At 47.0% G+C, this 15,618-nt stretch carries 21 protein-coding genes and 1 pseudogene; 14 read left to right on the top strand and 8 right to left on the bottom strand.

Going from position 1 to position 15,618, the window contains the following annotated elements:
* Positions 1 to 11: 11 nt before the first annotated feature.
* The 6 genes and pseudogenes from ACOCF6_RS00500 to ACOCF6_RS00475 form a co-directional block, all read left to right on the top strand.
* A complete protein-coding gene (locus ACOCF6_RS00500; protein WP_482458427.1) occupies positions 12 to 536 on the top strand; it encodes a hypothetical protein in 525 nt (174 codons plus the stop codon).
* Between the two features lie 255 nt (positions 537 to 791).
* Positions 792 to 1,904, top strand: a complete 1,113-nt coding sequence (locus ACOCF6_RS00495; RefSeq protein ID WP_482458426.1) for a hypothetical protein — start codon at positions 792 to 794, stop codon at positions 1,902 to 1,904.
* Positions 1,905 to 1,918: 14 nt separating this feature from the next.
* On the top strand, positions 1,919 to 2,380 hold the full coding sequence (locus ACOCF6_RS00490; RefSeq protein ID WP_482458425.1) for a hypothetical protein: 462 nt from the start codon (positions 1,919 to 1,921) through the stop codon (positions 2,378 to 2,380).
* A 36-nt stretch (positions 2,381 to 2,416) separates the two neighbouring features.
* Positions 2,417 to 2,683 (top strand): HU family DNA-binding protein, encoded by a 267-nt coding sequence (locus ACOCF6_RS00485; RefSeq protein ID WP_482458424.1) that lies wholly within the window; start codon positions 2,417 to 2,419, stop codon positions 2,681 to 2,683.
* A gap of 243 nt (positions 2,684 to 2,926) precedes the next feature.
* Positions 2,927 to 3,130: a DUF2787 family protein gene (locus tag ACOCF6_RS00480; protein WP_482458423.1), complete on the top strand. Its 204-nt coding sequence runs from the start codon at positions 2,927 to 2,929 to the stop codon at positions 3,128 to 3,130.
* A 78-nt stretch (positions 3,131 to 3,208) separates the two neighbouring features.
* Positions 3,209 to 3,403 (top strand): annotated as a pseudogene (locus ACOCF6_RS00475) (IS21 family transposase); the annotation flags it as partial.
* A 118-nt stretch (positions 3,404 to 3,521) separates the two neighbouring features.
* Here ACOCF6_RS00475 and ACOCF6_RS00470 read toward each other — a convergent pair.
* Genes ACOCF6_RS00470 through ACOCF6_RS00460 form a run of 3 tightly spaced genes read right to left on the bottom strand, consistent with a single transcriptional unit; the run spans position 3,522 to position 5,339 of the window.
* Positions 3,522 to 4,109 carry a hypothetical protein gene (locus ACOCF6_RS00470; RefSeq protein WP_482458422.1) on the bottom strand — a complete coding sequence of 196 codons (588 nt, stop codon included), beginning with the start codon at positions 4,107 to 4,109 and terminating at the stop codon, positions 3,522 to 3,524.
* An 8-nt stretch (positions 4,110 to 4,117) separates the two neighbouring features.
* Positions 4,118 to 4,837 (bottom strand): P-loop NTPase, encoded by a 720-nt coding sequence (locus ACOCF6_RS00465; protein WP_482458421.1) that lies wholly within the window; start codon positions 4,835 to 4,837, stop codon positions 4,118 to 4,120.
* A 28-nt stretch (positions 4,838 to 4,865) separates the two neighbouring features.
* Entirely contained in the window at positions 4,866 to 5,339 is a 474-nt protein-coding gene (locus ACOCF6_RS00460) for a hypothetical protein (RefSeq protein ID WP_482458420.1), read from the bottom strand.
* A gap of 299 nt (positions 5,340 to 5,638) precedes the next feature.
* Here ACOCF6_RS00460 and ACOCF6_RS00455 point away from each other — a divergent pair, with 299 nt between their 5' ends.
* On the top strand, positions 5,639 to 5,989 hold the full coding sequence (locus ACOCF6_RS00455; RefSeq protein ID WP_482458419.1) for a plasmid mobilization protein: 351 nt from the start codon (positions 5,639 to 5,641) through the stop codon (positions 5,987 to 5,989).
* On the top strand, positions 5,986 to 7,500 hold the full coding sequence (locus tag ACOCF6_RS00450) for a relaxase/mobilization nuclease domain-containing protein (protein ID WP_482458418.1): 1,515 nt from the start codon (positions 5,986 to 5,988) through the stop codon (positions 7,498 to 7,500). Before ACOCF6_RS00455 ends, ACOCF6_RS00450 begins: the two co-directional genes overlap by 4 nt.
* 324 nt (positions 7,501 to 7,824) lie before the next feature.
* Here ACOCF6_RS00450 and ACOCF6_RS00445 read toward each other — a convergent pair whose 3' ends face one another.
* The 4 genes from ACOCF6_RS00445 to ACOCF6_RS00430 form a co-directional block, all read right to left on the bottom strand.
* Positions 7,825 to 8,106: a hypothetical protein gene (locus tag ACOCF6_RS00445; protein WP_482458417.1), complete on the bottom strand. Its 282-nt coding sequence runs from the start codon at positions 8,104 to 8,106 to the stop codon at positions 7,825 to 7,827.
* A gap of 143 nt (positions 8,107 to 8,249) precedes the next feature.
* Positions 8,250 to 8,534, bottom strand: a complete 285-nt coding sequence (locus ACOCF6_RS00440) for a hypothetical protein (protein ID WP_482458416.1) — start codon at positions 8,532 to 8,534, stop codon at positions 8,250 to 8,252.
* 72 nt (positions 8,535 to 8,606) lie between these two features.
* The gene (locus tag ACOCF6_RS00435; protein WP_482458415.1) at positions 8,607 to 8,849 is read right to left on the bottom strand and encodes a YHS domain-containing protein; all 243 of its coding nucleotides are present in this window, start codon (positions 8,847 to 8,849) and stop codon (positions 8,607 to 8,609) included.
* Positions 8,850 to 8,916: 67 nt separating this feature from the next.
* Complete coding sequence (locus ACOCF6_RS00430; protein ID WP_482458414.1) at positions 8,917 to 9,234, bottom strand: hypothetical protein; 318 nt, start codon at positions 9,232 to 9,234, stop codon at positions 8,917 to 8,919.
* 271 nt (positions 9,235 to 9,505) lie between these two features.
* Between ACOCF6_RS00430 and ACOCF6_RS00425 the strand changes: the two genes are divergently transcribed.
* Positions 9,506 to 10,495, top strand: coding sequence for an HD-GYP domain-containing protein (locus tag ACOCF6_RS00425; protein WP_482458413.1), 990 nt, complete (start codon positions 9,506 to 9,508; stop codon positions 10,493 to 10,495).
* On the opposite strand, the gene ACOCF6_RS00420 is transcribed toward ACOCF6_RS00425, so the two are convergent.
* Positions 10,487 to 11,758, bottom strand: coding sequence for a hypothetical protein (locus tag ACOCF6_RS00420; RefSeq protein WP_482458412.1), 1,272 nt, complete (start codon positions 11,756 to 11,758; stop codon positions 10,487 to 10,489). The genes ACOCF6_RS00425 and ACOCF6_RS00420 overlap by 9 nt on opposite strands.
* 281 nt (positions 11,759 to 12,039) lie before the next feature.
* Here ACOCF6_RS00420 and ACOCF6_RS00415 point away from each other — a divergent pair, with 281 nt between their 5' ends.
* The 5 genes from ACOCF6_RS00415 (at position 12,040) to ACOCF6_RS00395 (ending at position 15,604) form a co-directional block, all read left to right on the top strand.
* Positions 12,040 to 12,465 (top strand): heavy-metal-associated domain-containing protein, encoded by a 426-nt coding sequence (locus ACOCF6_RS00415; protein ID WP_482458411.1) that lies wholly within the window; start codon positions 12,040 to 12,042, stop codon positions 12,463 to 12,465.
* 94 nt (positions 12,466 to 12,559) lie between these two features.
* Positions 12,560 to 13,024, top strand: coding sequence for a Fe-S-containing protein (locus tag ACOCF6_RS00410; RefSeq protein WP_482458410.1), 465 nt, complete (start codon positions 12,560 to 12,562; stop codon positions 13,022 to 13,024).
* Positions 13,024 to 14,184, top strand: a complete 1,161-nt coding sequence (locus ACOCF6_RS00405; RefSeq protein ID WP_482458409.1) for an ABC transporter permease — start codon at positions 13,024 to 13,026, stop codon at positions 14,182 to 14,184. Before ACOCF6_RS00410 ends, ACOCF6_RS00405 begins: the two co-directional genes overlap by 1 nt.
* A 111-nt stretch (positions 14,185 to 14,295) precedes the next feature.
* Positions 14,296 to 14,973, top strand: a complete 678-nt coding sequence (locus ACOCF6_RS00400; protein ID WP_482458408.1) for an ABC transporter ATP-binding protein — start codon at positions 14,296 to 14,298, stop codon at positions 14,971 to 14,973.
* A gap of 22 nt (positions 14,974 to 14,995) precedes the next feature.
* Complete coding sequence (locus ACOCF6_RS00395) at positions 14,996 to 15,604, top strand: class I SAM-dependent methyltransferase (protein WP_482458407.1); 609 nt, start codon at positions 14,996 to 14,998, stop codon at positions 15,602 to 15,604.
* Positions 15,605 to 15,618: the final 14 nt, after the last annotated feature.

The following is a 15,618-nucleotide window of genomic DNA, read 5'->3' as shown; positions in this document are numbered from 1 at the left end:
CGGGAGAGATTATGGTATTCGGCATTTTATGGTTCTTATTTGCAGTCTTAGTCGGTGTTGCTGCCAGTAAATACGGCAGGAGCGGTCTTCTATGGACCGTAATTGCTATTGTAACATCTCCGCTGGTGGCTGGAATTATCCTGATTGTCGTTTGTCTTCCGGGAAAGAATAAATCTTCATCACAGGTAGTCATTGACCTGAATTCATCTGCAGCCACAACAAAGCGGTGCCCGTTCTGTGCGGAAATAATTCGCCTTGAAGCCATTAAATGCAAGCACTGTGGCGCGGACATCAACGACACAAAAGGTGCTTCCGAACATGTGTTCACTCTGAGCTGTTACAATTGTGAGAAAGTGAACGAAATCAGAAGATCCACCATTCACAATTTTCCCACGTGCATTCACTGCGGAAAAATGATGTTCGATCCGAAGCGGAGCAAACAAGTCGATAAAATAATGTCGTACGTTGTGGATAATAAAGCCAACATTGACGATGTTGTTTACCAAAAAATTAAAGCAACGATTGGCTCAATTTGAACTGGTTGCTAAAGTTGGTCCCTAAAACCTTCCAAATTAACCTTCCCAACGGCGGGAATTCGTTCAACCAGGCGGGAAATCCTCCAGGCGCAATATAAGCCTTTCTGGGGCCTTCGGTGTCTCCATGCAGTCAACGGATCAAGAATGATTTTAGCGAGCTCCTGGTTAATCGTGGAGAGCCAGTAAATCGTCAAATGTGTATATGATCACCATAGATTATCATCAGACCTAATAAAGCGGCAAAAAGTGATTGATATGCCAACTGAACTCCTCAACATCTCCGAGATTTCCCGCCTTGTTGCTGACCTCCCGCCGGTGGCCGGCCACGGCCCGTTGCTCGCTGCTCTGAATTCCCGATATCCAAAGACCCCGTTCCGCCTGCAGCAGGAAAACGATGGCCGCACCTGGGACGTCGGGGTTGCTGATCAAGCGGGAAAGCGGGTAACCGACAAACTCGGGAAGTGGGTTGACCAGGAGTTGGCCACGGCCGGCGGCGATGCCCGGGCAGTTTGGGAAAAACACAAGAACAGCGGGTTGGTGAGGACTGAAAGAGTCGGATCGTGTTTGTATTTGACAGCGTCCTTCGGACCGGATCCTGATGCGTTCTTTCAGTTGACGATTTTACACGGGTCCGAGTTGACAACACAGCGCCTATTTGATCCTAAAGAGTCGTACCCGCCGGAAGACAGGCAGGATCTCTTGACCGGGCCATGTATGATGTTTGGCGACAATGAGCGGATGGAATTATCCCCTTCGCGCTACCAGGTCGAAAAGCTCACCAACATCCGCCGTTTCCTCCGTGAGCTGGTAGAGTGCGATCGGGCCTGGCGGTTGTCGCAGTTGCCGGAGCAAGAGGGGAAAACTGTCCGGATCCAGGAGATCACTCCCGGACCTGGTGGTGGTTCGATATCATACGAAGTCCCGTTTGCCGACATGTGCCCGAATTGGTCTGATCGCCTTCCCACCGGTTATCGCTTGTTCCAGGACTGGCGCGAAAGCTCCGCAGGGCAGGGCGGGTATCGCTTTTGTGAGCACTGGTGGGTGGAAACGGGCGAGTGGAAAGAGTCGAATGGCTTGCGGCGCCTTTCGCTGATCCCGCAGTGGGCTGAAAGCGATGGCGGACTGGCTTTACCCGTCATATCCCCGGATTGGGAGGCTTCGCCGTATGGCGTCATGGAGCAGCTGCAGCAGTTCGATGCGCTGGTGGGTTACCCGTTTGGCTGGTATTTTTACATGCTTCATGGAAATCGAGTCATGCCGTCCGCCGGCGGGGTTATCGCAAATGCGGTAAAAGATGGGTTGATCCGCCTTCCCGTTTGTGATGAAGCGGTGTTGGAGAGATGGCGGCAAAATCAGTATGGGTTTTAGAATTGGAGATATGAATGGGAAATATAAATCACAACCGGCCGCAACTCCGGTTTACCGATAATATCAGAAGAGTCCTACTGCATGAGCAACAAGACAATTCCTTTAAAGCTGACAAGCCAGTGAGGCCACCAAAAAAGGAAGTAGACTTCGGATTTCAAGAGGGTGAAGAAGAATTATGTCTTTCCTTTCTTGATGCCACTGAAGCATATTTCAAAGCGTTTTCTGAATTCACCCAAACCATCCTGGGGCCAGGGAGCACAAAAACTAAAAAAATCCTATCAGACAAAGCTGAGGCCTATCTCCGTGCTAAAATTCGTGAGTTGATAAATCGAATGTTGGCCGCGGCGATCGCAAAAAAAGAGAGCGGGCTGATGGCCTTCTGCAAATACTTTCAAAAGTCCGCCGGCAAAGGGGCTATGATTATCGATATCATGGCAGACGAGATGTCGATGATGGAAAAAAAAATCGGGGCTTGACCGAATTCACAAAGCACTAACAAAAAGGGGAATAACATGACAAAAGCAGAATTTGTGGCAGCAGTGGCAGAGAAGACTGGCTTAACGAAGGTGGCCGCGGCCGAAGCTGTAGATGCGTTCGTTGGTACAGTTACGGAAGTTCTCAAGGCAGGTGACAAGATTGCCTTCCCGGGGTTCGGCACTTTCGCCGTTGCGTCCAGGGCCGCCCGCAAAGGTCGCAACCCGCAGACTGGCAAAGAGATACAGATTGTAGCAAGTAAGAGTGGAAAGTTCACTGCTGGTAAGGATCTGAAGGGACTATAAGGAACAATAGCAGACAGCCTTCCGCCTTGTTAGATAACAATTTAAGAATGATTTAAAGCCGACCTCAAACAGGGGTCGGCTTTTTTATTGTATGCCTTGTGATTTTTTTCTTTCCCTGAGTTGTTGTGTGGTCGGCGTAAACAATGCTATAATAATGCTATATTGTGATTGACAAAATACACATTGAATGTTAACTTGGATTTAAGCTGGATCAGAAACAAGACCATTATTGGGGAAAAGAAAATGACAAACATGAACACTACAAACATGGCTTGTCCCATATCGGAAAAATTGGTGGCGATCCTTCAGGAAGCGGTTAGGGAATGCGCCGGGGCCTGCATAGCCAATTTCCGAGACCCTAATTATTCGCCAACGGCTGGTGGTTTTCACCCCGTTGAGATTATGGTTGTGAATCGGCATGTAATAATGACCCACCTTTGGCCTTAATCGGCGTCTAATTGACCCACCTCAGCACCTTCCTCCATACTCTTTGGCACCAACCAGAGAGAGGAGTACCGAAAGGAGATGCTGAACGTGGAAATCATCCGTAAAGTCCGTCAGGCGTTTTTTCGTGACGGCAAAGGCATCCGCGAGATAACCCGTGAGCTAAGCCTGTCCCCCAACACCATCCGTGCCATCATCCGTAGTGGTAAAACTGATCAGGATTATGAGCGTATTGAACAACGCCGCCCCAAGCTAGGTTCTTTTGTTGAGCGCCTGCCCATGTCCGGGCTTTCGAGTTCTTTGGCGGCGTCTGCAGGCGAGGTACCGCCTCTCAAAAAGAACAATCCCACCCGTTCAACAACTGGTTTTGACTCTGTATCTTCACAACAGTTTATCACCGGCCAACCGGTTCACCATCTGAATAAACCAAATCCTTGAGCCATCGGCATAGTGGTTTTCCCCACTGAGCCAGTACCGCAGCACATGCCATAGCAACAGCCAACCAACCGTGTTCAGGTATCCTGTAAACGATCCAGAACACTGCAATAGTACCGGAGCAAACTGCAAACCCTACAACCACAGACAGCCAAATATTTGCAACAAGCGGGGCGCGAGACTTGGCAAGCACAGCCTCAAGTTTAACTCCTACTGCATCTGCTATCTGTTCTGACCGCCGCTGTGTTTCGTCAGTGAATGTTTTTTCAATAGAGTTTGAATATCCGGCCAATGTTTTATTGAATGCATTAAGTGATAATTGATGTTGTTGCGGGATGGTTGCAATCAATAATTCTAGTGTATGGGGAATATCCGCAATACTTTCTTTGAGCCATCCATTTATCAAAAAATGCATAACCTCCATGTTGTCTGGTTTCACGTTCCAGAGAACACAGATTTTGGCAACAAACATTTCAACGTCAGACGGCATTTCAACGCCAAACAGTTCACGGTATATTTGCCGAGGCTTGGAAAAGTCAAGGTTCATAATGCCCCCTAAATACCAATGGATTCTTTAATACCATCATAAGAAGCAAAGACACTATCCAGCCAAGATTGAAGTGCTGCACGTTCTGAAATCCGCAATTTACCACCTTCCAGCAGTTCAGATATCATCATGTCGTCGTCAGTAATTTTAAGGCTGATTCTGGCATGGACTTTTGGAAATATGATCTCTCTGACACTCTGAAAAGCCTCATTTTGTTTTGCTTCGTCCCAATTGAAAAATTCGTCAATATCACCGTTCTTGAGGTTTTTGACCGCGATAGAGGCGTGAAGGGTAGGAAACAGATTGAGGGCATCATAAAATAAAATTGAACATTGCTTTTGCAGCCCAAGGACAAAGAATAATACCACAGGGCGTTGCAACATTTTTAACGCATCATTGATGAACCGCTGGTTTTCCTCGATACTGGTCTTGCTACCGGCTTTCATATTAACTACGATTGTTTCAGGCGTTGATTCGGCAAATTCTACCAACTTCATCCATCCGCCACCGTCTTTTTCTTCAAGATTTATGTGAGCAGATTTAAGCGTGTTTTCATATATACTATGCACGTCTGGATTTGTCATATCCGTATCTATAATCGCAATTGGTGTACCATTCCCGCGCATATATTCAAGCAATGTAATTGCAACCAGCGATTTACCAACGCCGCCCTTATCACCAGTAATAACGATTATAGGGTTTACTTTGAATTCTGTCTTTTTTGCCATGATAGTGTTACCTCCAATAAATATGTTTCTAGCCTTTTTTATTATCGCCAAAAAGTTTTGCTTTACCACCTTTTATGTCAGTAGGTTTAACTGAACCAGTGCCGGGAGGCGATGTTACCGCCGCTTGTTGTGCAATACTGCTTGCAGCAGGTTTTGAATCAGGCGTTTTAGTTGTCTTAGTCTTTTTTACTTTCGCAGGTTCGCCAGCGGCTTTAGCGGCTTTATCAGCTTTAACAATATCAGCAATATATGATTTAAGTGTAATTGGTGATATTTCAATACCGATGGTTTTCAATCCATCAGATATATCAGCAGAGGTGTAACCTCTATCTAATAGCGTTCTGATTGCATTACTGCATTTAATGATAGAAACCTTCACAGATGGTTTCTTGCCTTTAATCGCTTGCGGTTTCTCAGGCCATGATTCAGCAAACGAATTTATGCCACCTTCCAGCTTTTCTAATTCCTGAGTTGAATATTCAATCCGTTTCTTCGTAGCCATATCAATACCCCCTTTTCACAATATCTAGAATGTGTAATATCATTATAAAGGTAATATTCGTATCGTCAATAATAATATACAAAATAGATTTAATTCGTGTTGCGCAAACAATTAATATTGCAAAGTATATGAGAAGAGAATATAAAGAATGAAAAGATAGTATTAGGCAAGGCATGACATTTACGCTAACGCTACAATGTCCGGCGATGAATCCGCCGCATTGCTCCCACGATAAAGCCGTGGAGGGGTCTTTGCTCGGCTCCTGTCGGAGCTATCGCAAAGATAAAAGGAGTAATCAAATGACCATCAAAAGCAAGAGCGTTGCGCGTCACCAAGCGACACACAAACGCACTGGTGTCTGGTGGACGCCAGAGGAACATGATCAGCTAATGTCTAACGCCAAATATTGCGGATTATCCGCAAGTGAATATATACGCCGATGTGCGTTAGATAAAAAAATTGTTCCTCGCGCTGATACTGAAACACTCAGCCAGCTCATGAAACTTGGAGGATTGCAGAAAAAAATTATAGCCGACCTTCGTGGAAATATAGCTGCAAACGCTGATATTTCAAAACTGATTTCAGACACAAATCATATTTACGAAACCATTCTTGTTGCTATCAAAAACATAAGTGGAGAGTTCAAATGATTATAAAAGAGATACCGCATAAATCAGCCAAGGCCAGAGCCAAAGCAGAGAACAGACAACAGGTTAGAGCATTGACCAATGTTGCAAAATCTATCGGCGGCATGGCTGTTAAGACGTTGAGTAATAATACTCAGATTGAAAAGATGATTGAAAATATGACGAAAGTTGATAGCAATGGCAGACCAAATCAATCAAGTTCGCAACGTGATCTAAATAAGCAAAACGCGCAGGGAGCTAAAAACCTGAACAACGTCATGAAGGCGTTATCTGGTTCAACACATGGTACATCGGCAAGAGGCGTAAAAGCCCCCCAACCAAGGAGCGTTAAGGCCACAATAGAGTATGCCCTTAAAGGTGATAATGAAACTCAGGGGGAACTGATCTACAGTCAGAAGTTAGAGATGATTGAGCCTGAAATGATTGTGATTGCAATGGACACCACCGCCGCCATGAATCAGGAGGTTAAAAACCCCTGTAAGCATTTCGTGATTTCATGGGATGAAGGCGAGAAGCCGACTCGCTCACAAATGACCAGATCAATAGCAACCTATCTCAAACATGCAGGTTATGAAGAACATCAAGCCGTTGCATATCTGCATACCGATACAGAGAAAACACATATACATATTATTGCCAATCATGTTCACCCAGAAACATTTAAAGCTGTTCACCGGGACTTTTTACGAGCCAAGCAAAATCATAAAATACGTGAACGTGTGGCGCGTCAATTAGAGGTTGAAAATGGATGGAAGCAAGTTGAAGGGAAGCTACTCAAATTAGATAATGATGGTAATTTAGTTGAGCGAACATATGAAGAAAAAATATTATTTTCACTGTCACGTTCGGATAAAATCAGTGATAAATCACGAAGACAAGAAGTGCATAGTGGTGTACCATCCTTTGAACGCTGGTGTAAGGAAAGTAAGGAATCAGATCATTTAAGGAAAGATATAAAAAAGATAATAACTGGTAAAAAAACAGATTGGAATGATATACATAAAATACTAGATAAATACAATATTGAGATTAAACCCGATAAATATAGAAAAGGTTTAGTTGTATATGATAGACGTGAGCCTGATAAACGCTGTATAGCCGCGAGTGGATTGAGCCGTGATTTATCAGCCGGGAATCTTGGCAAAATTATCAATACGCCGTATATGCCTTTCGTGCGCAGCACAGAGCGACCATCGGAAGCGTTACCGCCTGTAAAAGAAACAATCCTCCCTACTCAACAACCGGTTTTGCCTGAAAGCCAATCTTTGAAAGTCAAAGGGGTTGATTCACCGGCACCGGCATTAACGGCATATCCAAGTCAGATTGCTATTCAATATGAAACATGGGCCAACCAGATTAACTCCGCTGATCCGGCCAGAGCGAAGACATTGAAGGATGCAGCCGTAGTTCTCAAAAAACAGACTAATGTACGAGAAATCACCTTCCCCCACCCTTCCGCACCAGTAGCCGATGTTACCGCCGCTATGCAAGGCATGGGAGGCCGAAATCGATAAACAAATATTCAGTCCGTTTTGTAAATGCTAGATGATACATGTTGACAATGGTACTTGCTTCAAGGAAATTGCTATTGTGATATCGAAAAAAGATATTAAAAACAGTAACCAAGTAGGATGGAGTTAAACTATGGCAAATAAGAACACACATCATCATTGCCTATTCCAGTGAAACCGACCAAAGAAACTGACGTGATGGCGACCGCCGTTCCGCTGTGAAACCGACCCGCGTTCCGGCGAATGCGACCAAAGTTGTTGTAGTCGTAAGGTAAGGGTTTTAGTCAGAAATAATCAAATCAACCTTTCATGCAATGTTCGATGCGGTCAAGGCGTAGCACTTTGTTTGATGATGTCTCCTATCACTTGTAAACTCTTCGTGAAGTCAATCGGTTTGGAAATATAGGCATCCATACCAGCGGCAATCTGAACAGACTCCCACGTTGACGATATTACTAACCAATCAAGCCGCTTAGAAATGGGCGGTTTTTTATTGCCCGTATCCCACAATCCAAAACTTTCAAAAAATACGGAACATTGCGATGGGCCTTGATCAATAGAATCGGCCCCGTACAGTCTACTCGCCAACGACAGTTCAGCGTCGCACATTTTTGATGTGATCCTGTGGCAAAACAAGGTTGGGTGCCTTCCGACAACTGAATCATCCTGATTAATGTCAATTTTGTTGTAGGTTGTCCGGGTACTAAACCCAGATTCATCGCAATTTTTTTTATTTCAAACAGAGTCATGTGTCAGCAGTGCTTTGCGCAATCATCTGGGGCCATGATATACGAGCATATTTTCTGCGTACCGTTGTGAGCTGCGATGGCCACTGGTTTAACCAAAGTTAGTGAAACAATTAACGCCATAAGAATGCTGAATTTCAGGAACAGCATCGGTCCGATAAACTTGAGTTTATTCTCCATTGGAATTTCTCCTTTCAGTGATTTAATGGGAATGGCCACTGCCGCCGCTGCCACTTCCTGATCTGTACTGAGATCGGTCATAGTCGGTGGTGTGATTGAGGTGCTTGCCATCAAGGAAATCGATGACCGCACATCCGGAAGAAACAAGCAAAATTGTGGACAGTAGAAAAAAAAGAACAACTTTCATTGTGATCCCTTTGCATTTGAACAAGATAAAAAATGACGTACCCCAGCAAGGAGGGGGGGCTGGGGTACGCCCAATAACACCTGTATGGATAGAATGAATCGGGTTGGAGCGTGAAGGAAACGTTTACTGCAACGGATGCTACAAAAATAATGAAGTGTTCCCTGGTAGCTGAGTACCGTAGCCGCTTTTTCCCAGTCGAACAGTTCACCACAAACCGGATCTCTTACGATTGTTTCCATGGCAGTAATCTCCAAGTAGTAGCCGGGAGGCGCATTACTCCCGGCTCTCAAGCATGTTACAGAGTCACTAACCGCGGCAGCAGGACGGAATGTCATATTTTTCAGCGACAACTTTGATCTTGCCTTTCAGTTCTTTGATTTCCGCTTCAAGTTCATCTACTTTGCGAATATCAAGTCCGTCGTAACCGTACAGTCCGCGCAATTCGATGTCCTTGGCTTTCAAAGCGCTGGTTAATCCTGCCGTTTCTTGGGAAAACTGCTGCACGACCTGCTTATCTGTGCATTTGCCACCATTGCAGCATGAGCCTGCAGCCGAAGCCGATATAGCACCAAATGAAAGTATCCCCATTGCCAATGCAATCCCGACGATCATGTTCTTTTTCATTTTTACTCTCCTTTGAGTTGAATTACAGTAAGGCGTATGCCCTCTTGTTATGCTTAACTATATCAACTTGCGTGCCACATTATGACAAACGCTATAACACGCTGAATACACATAACAATGTGCATTAAATAGTTATCGGGGTTGAATGTTTTGGTAATGAATATGCTACAATGACCTTCTGAAATCGGAGAATTTTCTGCAATTGATCGTCGTGCTTCAAAGCGTTGTGCTACGAGAATCAAACTGCGTGGATTGAACAAGGGAGATGCTGGTGAGCAAACAAAACGGATCTCAAAATAAGGTCATTATCCTGGCGGCACTAGTGGGGGTAATTGCTCTGCTGCACTACGTTACGCCTACAGAACCTCATAATTACCATATAATTCATATTGTGTTGCGCAAGCTCTACTTCCTGCCACCAGTTGTGGCCGCTGCCTGGTTTGGATTACGGGGTGCAATTATTACGACGAGTGCCGTCAGTGTGCTTTTCTTGTTACATGCGTTCCTGGATTGGCCGGGAAACTACATGGAACAGGCAAACCAACTGGGAGAGCTGGCAGGATTCTGGGTGGTGGGCCTTATCCCTGGCTGGCTGTTCGATCGTCAACGGTCACTTCTTATAGATCTTGCAAATGCCAACGAAGAGACCCTTCTTGGCTTGGTTTCGGCGCTGGATCTCCGAGAGCACAACACCGGCCAGCATTCCCAGCGGGTGCGGGAGTATACCGAATTGATTGCCACACGGCTTGGAGTCGATAAAAAGTTGAGACGGGAGATTGGTTTTGGTGCGCTTCTGCATGACGTGGGAAAGATAGCCGTACCGGACCAGATTTTACTCAAGCCTGGCAAACTGACGGATCAGGAATGGGTCGAGATGCGCAAGCATCCTGAGGCAGGATACCGGATTGTGAAGAGGATCGGTTTTTTAAAGGATGTTGCGGAAATCGTCTATGCCCACCACGAGAAATTTGATGGCCTTGGATACCCACGTGGACTAAAAGGAGAGAACATACCGTTTGGTGCGCGCATGTTTATGGTGGCAGACGTTTATGACGCTCTAACATCTGAACGTCCTTACCATTCACCTATGAGCTACGAAGATGCTGCTACAGAGATCAGACATTTGAGCGGCAACCATTTCGACCCGGTTGTAGTGGATACATTCTTGTCCATAGCTCCAGAACAGCTGCAGAAGATTGCCAAGCGTTACCTAGACACAGCAGACCATAAAGACTCATTAAAGGGTGTTCTGTCACATTGAGCCGCAGCCTGCATCCTTGGCCAACTTGAAAAGTATCCGGTAATCATCGCCGAATTTACAGAGTCCGTGGCAATGTTCTTCCAAATCACTAAACAGAATGTACCTGAGTCCGATACAGGTGCTGGTCTGGAACGAAGGTCGTTTCAGTTGTGCCAGCACCTCCTTTTCTCGTTTGTCGGGCGCTACCAGGAAAAAATCATAGTGACGGTCCCCGAGTGAAGAAGCGAGGTCCATCAACCTCAGCATACCAGAGTAGATTGAGGTGCTCTTTTCTATTTCGAAAGCACATTCGATCCGTTTTGAATCCCGTGAAACCCAGATGACGTCAATCAGGGAAACCGTTCGAGCCACATCCGGCGGAAAGTCCAGTGGTGGCAATTCCGGAAGCGTCAGGAATTGGAGCGAGCGTCCGTTTAGCGACTTATTGCGATCATTGGTAGCAACAAAAACATCATAGCCGAGGTCATGCCCGATGTCGGTCAGCAGAAACTGCATGCGCAGGTGTTCATTTTCTTCCCGAATCTCTTCCTGTACTTCCTGATGTCTCTTTTTCAGCGCTTTTTCTCGTTTTTCTTTTTCGACCTGCAAGGCTTTTTCCCAATTCTGATCCAGAGTGATCTTACCAACTCCAACCTCGAACAGAAGGCCTGAAATTGCACCCAAATCTTTGGATAAGAGTGGTTGTAACCCCTCATTGGCCTTGATTACACATTCACGCATTTCGAGATAGCTAGTCCAAGAACCCAACTTTTTCTTGTCGTCAAAAATAGTATTGAAGCCATTCAGCATGGCCGTATTGAAGGGGGGTATCAGGGTGGGATGAAGAAAATATAGGATGTTTGCAACTGAAGGTCCGAGCCCTTTAATTCCACAACCATCCAGTGTTAGAATTTCCTTGACCAGTTTGTCAGAAGATCCGGCAGAGAGGCATGAATCAAGAAAGGAGCCGAACGCCCTCTTGTTGTCCTCGTTCTCGTAAATATCCGGTATGCGCAACTTAGGCTTCCAGTAGAATGGATGTGCGGCCCCAACGAACACCTGCTTCTGCTCGGTGATTGAGGCCATCACAACTTCCAAAGAAGACCCCTTGAAGTCGTTGCCAAATGTTCCGTCCTTTATCGAGGCAACAATAGCCATTACCCCGCGCCGGATGGAACGGAAGGCCTTCATCCGGGTGTCGTTGTCGATGAACCAAGTGTTGTAGACCGATTCCTGGTCAGACTTATATCGTATGGCAAGTTCGGTAAGATTGTTAACGGTCATGAATGAAGCTCCTTGCGAATTACTTTGTTGCAGAAGAAATCAGAGGCACCACTGTAAATCGGATTTTGTCTGAGACGTTAGAGAAATCGTTTAACTGAGTTGAGTTATTTTCATGCTGAATAGTCCACACGGATGCTGGATATTCTACAGATATAACCTGGAAATGCTAATTGCTGTTTGCAAATATAATCATTATTCCAGCATTTTACGTATCTTCTCAGGCATGGCACGTTCCTTGATAGTACAGAAAGAGTATAAACAAATTTCCAAGGGAGTTACTGATGAAAAGCAAAATTATAAATGTGGTTATTTTTATATCTGCAGTAACGCTTCTGTCGGTACTTGCTTTCTATGTAAAGGTCGGATCAACCGCAGATTCGGTTGCTGTTCTGAGAACTACCGGCATGACCTGCGGGAGTTGCTCAAGCAAAATAACCAAAGCGCTTGAAGGGTTGAAAGGTGTGGCGATAACCGAGGTGGACGTAGAAGGCGGTTGGGTGATCGTGGGCTATGACACACAGACTGTCAAACCGGAGACTCTGGCAGAGAAGGTCAACGGTGTCGGCTTTGGTAGCAGTGTGCATCGGGTGTTGACTCCGGAGCAATTCAGACAGATAACCGGCAGGGATATTGGCAAGAGTGCTTCGCCTTCGGGAGGATGCGGTGGGTGTGGCACCAAAGGCGGAGGATGTGGATCCAATAAATAAATATAGGTACACTTCGTAAACGAGATGCGTGCAGGAACGAATTATACACAGTCAAAAATGCAGCAAAAAAACATACGTACTAAAGGAGCTCAGAATGGCAACAAATCGCACAAAACGGGTTATATGGGCAGGTATTGTTTCAGTGGCGCTGTTGATTGGCGCAGTCAGTGTTTTTGCCTTTTCGTTGGGCAAATATGAAAAAGTGAAGGTGAGTGGTGGGGTTGCAACAATACCTGCTGACAAGCTGGCAGATGGCAAAGCCCACTTTTATAAATTCGAGGACGGCGGTAGGGAGATCACGTTCTTTGCGGCCAAAGCCGCAGACGGCAGCATTAAGACCGCCTTCGATGCCTGCGATTCCTGCTATAAATCCAAAAAGGGCTATGAACAGCAGGGGGACAAGATGAATTGCAAGAACTGCAACCAGAAGTTCGCCATCAATCGCCTCGGTCCCAACGCCACCGGCGGCTGTAATCCCGGCTACCTTCCCCATCAGCTGAACGGCAGTTCCATTTCCATTTCAGTGAATGACCTCAAGGGCGGAGCGAGATACTTCTGATGAAACTACACAACATATCCATTAACAACCTCAAGCGCCGCAAGGCCAAGATGGCCTTTCTGACCATCGGACTGATGGTGGGAATCGCCACCATTGTCACCCTGGTCACCCTGACCCGCTCCATGTCCAGCGATATTGAGCGCAAGATGGACGAATTCGGCGCCAATATCCTCGTAACCCCCCAGAGCAACGGGCTGTCCATGAACTATGGCGGCATCAGCCTGGGAGGAGTGACCTTCGATCAACGCGAGATTCGCGAAGAGGATCTGGCGAAAATCAAGACCATCACTAACCACAAGAACATCTCAGCAATCAGCCCCAAGGTGCTGGGTGGCATAAAGATCAACGACCACGACGTGTTGCTGGTTGGTGTCAACTTCGAGAGTGAATTGAAGATGAAGCAGTGGTGGAAGGTTTTCGGAAATGAGCCGAAGGCTGAACACGACCTTTTGCTCGGTTCCGATGCATCCAAGGTGCTCAATGTCTCGCCCGGCGACAGCCTGACTATCAAGGGTGAAACCTTCACAGTGGCCGGGGTGCTGGATCAGACCGGCTCCCAGGATGATGCCCTGGTGTTTGCTTCGCTGAAAAAAGCCCAGAAGCTTTTGGGCAAGGAGGGCAAAATCAGCATGGCTGAGGTGGCGGCACTCTGTTCCGGCTGCCCAATCGGCGACATGGTCACCCAGATCGCCGAAAAGATACCGGAGGCCAAGGTGTCGGCCATCCAGCAGGTGGTGGAGGGACGTCTCAAGGCTCTGGATCAGTTCAAACGTTTTTCCTATGCCATGGCCGGGGTAGTGGTCTTTATCGGTTCCCTGATCGTTTTTGTCACCATGATGGGGAGTGTCAACGAGCGGACCACTGAGATCGGCGTTTTTCGGGCAATCGGTTTCAGGAAGAGCCACATCATGCGGATCATTCTTTTGGAGGCAGCCCTGGTCAGCCTGCTGGCCGGGTTTCTGGGATATGCCGTTGGCATGGGGGGCGCCAAACTGGCCCTGCCATTCATGGCCGAGAGCAAGAATGCCCATCTGATCTGGGACTCGACAGTCGCCTTTGGTTCAGTCGGACTGGCCCTGACGCTGGGAATCCTGGCCAGCCTCTATCCGGCACTGCATGCCAGCAAGATGGACCCAACCGAAGCGTTAAGAGCACTTTAAGACCCCCTTTTAAAAAGGGTGATTCAGGGGGATTTGCCTTTGACGTCAAAATCAAGTCCATCCCAGCCCCCCTTTGTTAAAGGGGGGAGAACAATTGCGATCGAGGATACCATGGCACTAATCGAAATGAAGAACGTAAAAAAACAGTACTCCAGCGGTGATGATGTTGTCGAAGCACTGAGTGGTGTGGACATATGTATAGAGGCCGGTGAATTCATCACCATCATGGGGCAGTCGGGATCAGGCAAGAGTACCCTGCTGTCTGTCCTGGGGGGGATGAACCATCCCACCTCCGGAGATGTGGAGATGGCCGGCGTAAAACTGTATCAACTTCCCGGCGAAAAACTGGCCGACTTCCGGGCACAGAACCTGGGGTTTGTCTTCCAGTCGTTTAATCTGATCTCCTATCTGACCGCCATCGAGAACGTCATGTTGCCACTGGCCATCGTCAAGATGAGCACGCCGGCAAAAAAAACCGCTGCACGGCAGGCTCTTGAACGGGTCGGTCTCGGCACTAAGCTTGATCGGCTGCCCAATCAGCTCTCCGGCGGTGAACAGGAAAGGGTCGCCATAGCCCGGGCCATCGTCAACAATCCTCACATCCTTCTGGCGGATGAACCGACCGGCAACCTGGACTCAAAGACCAGTGAAGAGGTTATGGCGCTCTTCCGTGAACTGAACGATGCCGGCCAGACCGTTGTCATGGTTACCCATAACCCCGAGAACGGAGCCTACTCCGACCGTACGATCCATTTGAAGGATGGTATGGTTATGAGTGGGCAGGCCTGAGAATGTATTGGGAGGATGAGCTGTGAAAGTGCGCGACAGTGAAATGCCTGACGAAGAGATGTGGTCAGGTTTCTTTGAGCCTGACAGAATATTGCGAACCTTCGGTCTGAACCAAGAAATAGCTGGCATCGTCGAATTTGGCTGTGGTTATGGGACGTTCACGCTGCCGGCTGCAAAGATGATCCGAGGCATTGTCAACGCTTATGATATCGAACCGGCTATGGTGGCCGCAGTAGATGAAAGATCCCGTCAGGCTGGCATCAAAAATATTCGGGCGGTTGTTAGGGATTTTGTCACCCAAGGGACGGGTCTTCCTCAAAATTCCATGGATGCGGCACTACTCTTTAATATCCTCCATCACGATCAACCGGTAGCATTGATGAAGGAAGCTTATCGTGTTCTTCATGCGGAGGGCTTTTTGGCAATTATTCACTGGAATTATGATTCCACGACACCTCGCGGCCCGTCAATGGAGATTCGTCCACGGCCCGAACAGTGTATCGAATGGGGCCGGGAAGCCGGATTTAATTTTAACAAGAGAGAACAATTCGATTTTCCTCCCTATCATTACGGGTTGTTGCTCAGAAAACGATCCCACATAGCTCTTACTATGACCGCACAATCAGCCTGAAGGACGGTATGTGT

Source organism: Geobacter psychrophilus (assembly GCF_056821595.1).
Note: the sequence above shows the minus strand (reverse complement) of the source record. Positions and strands in the feature narration are given on the sequence as shown.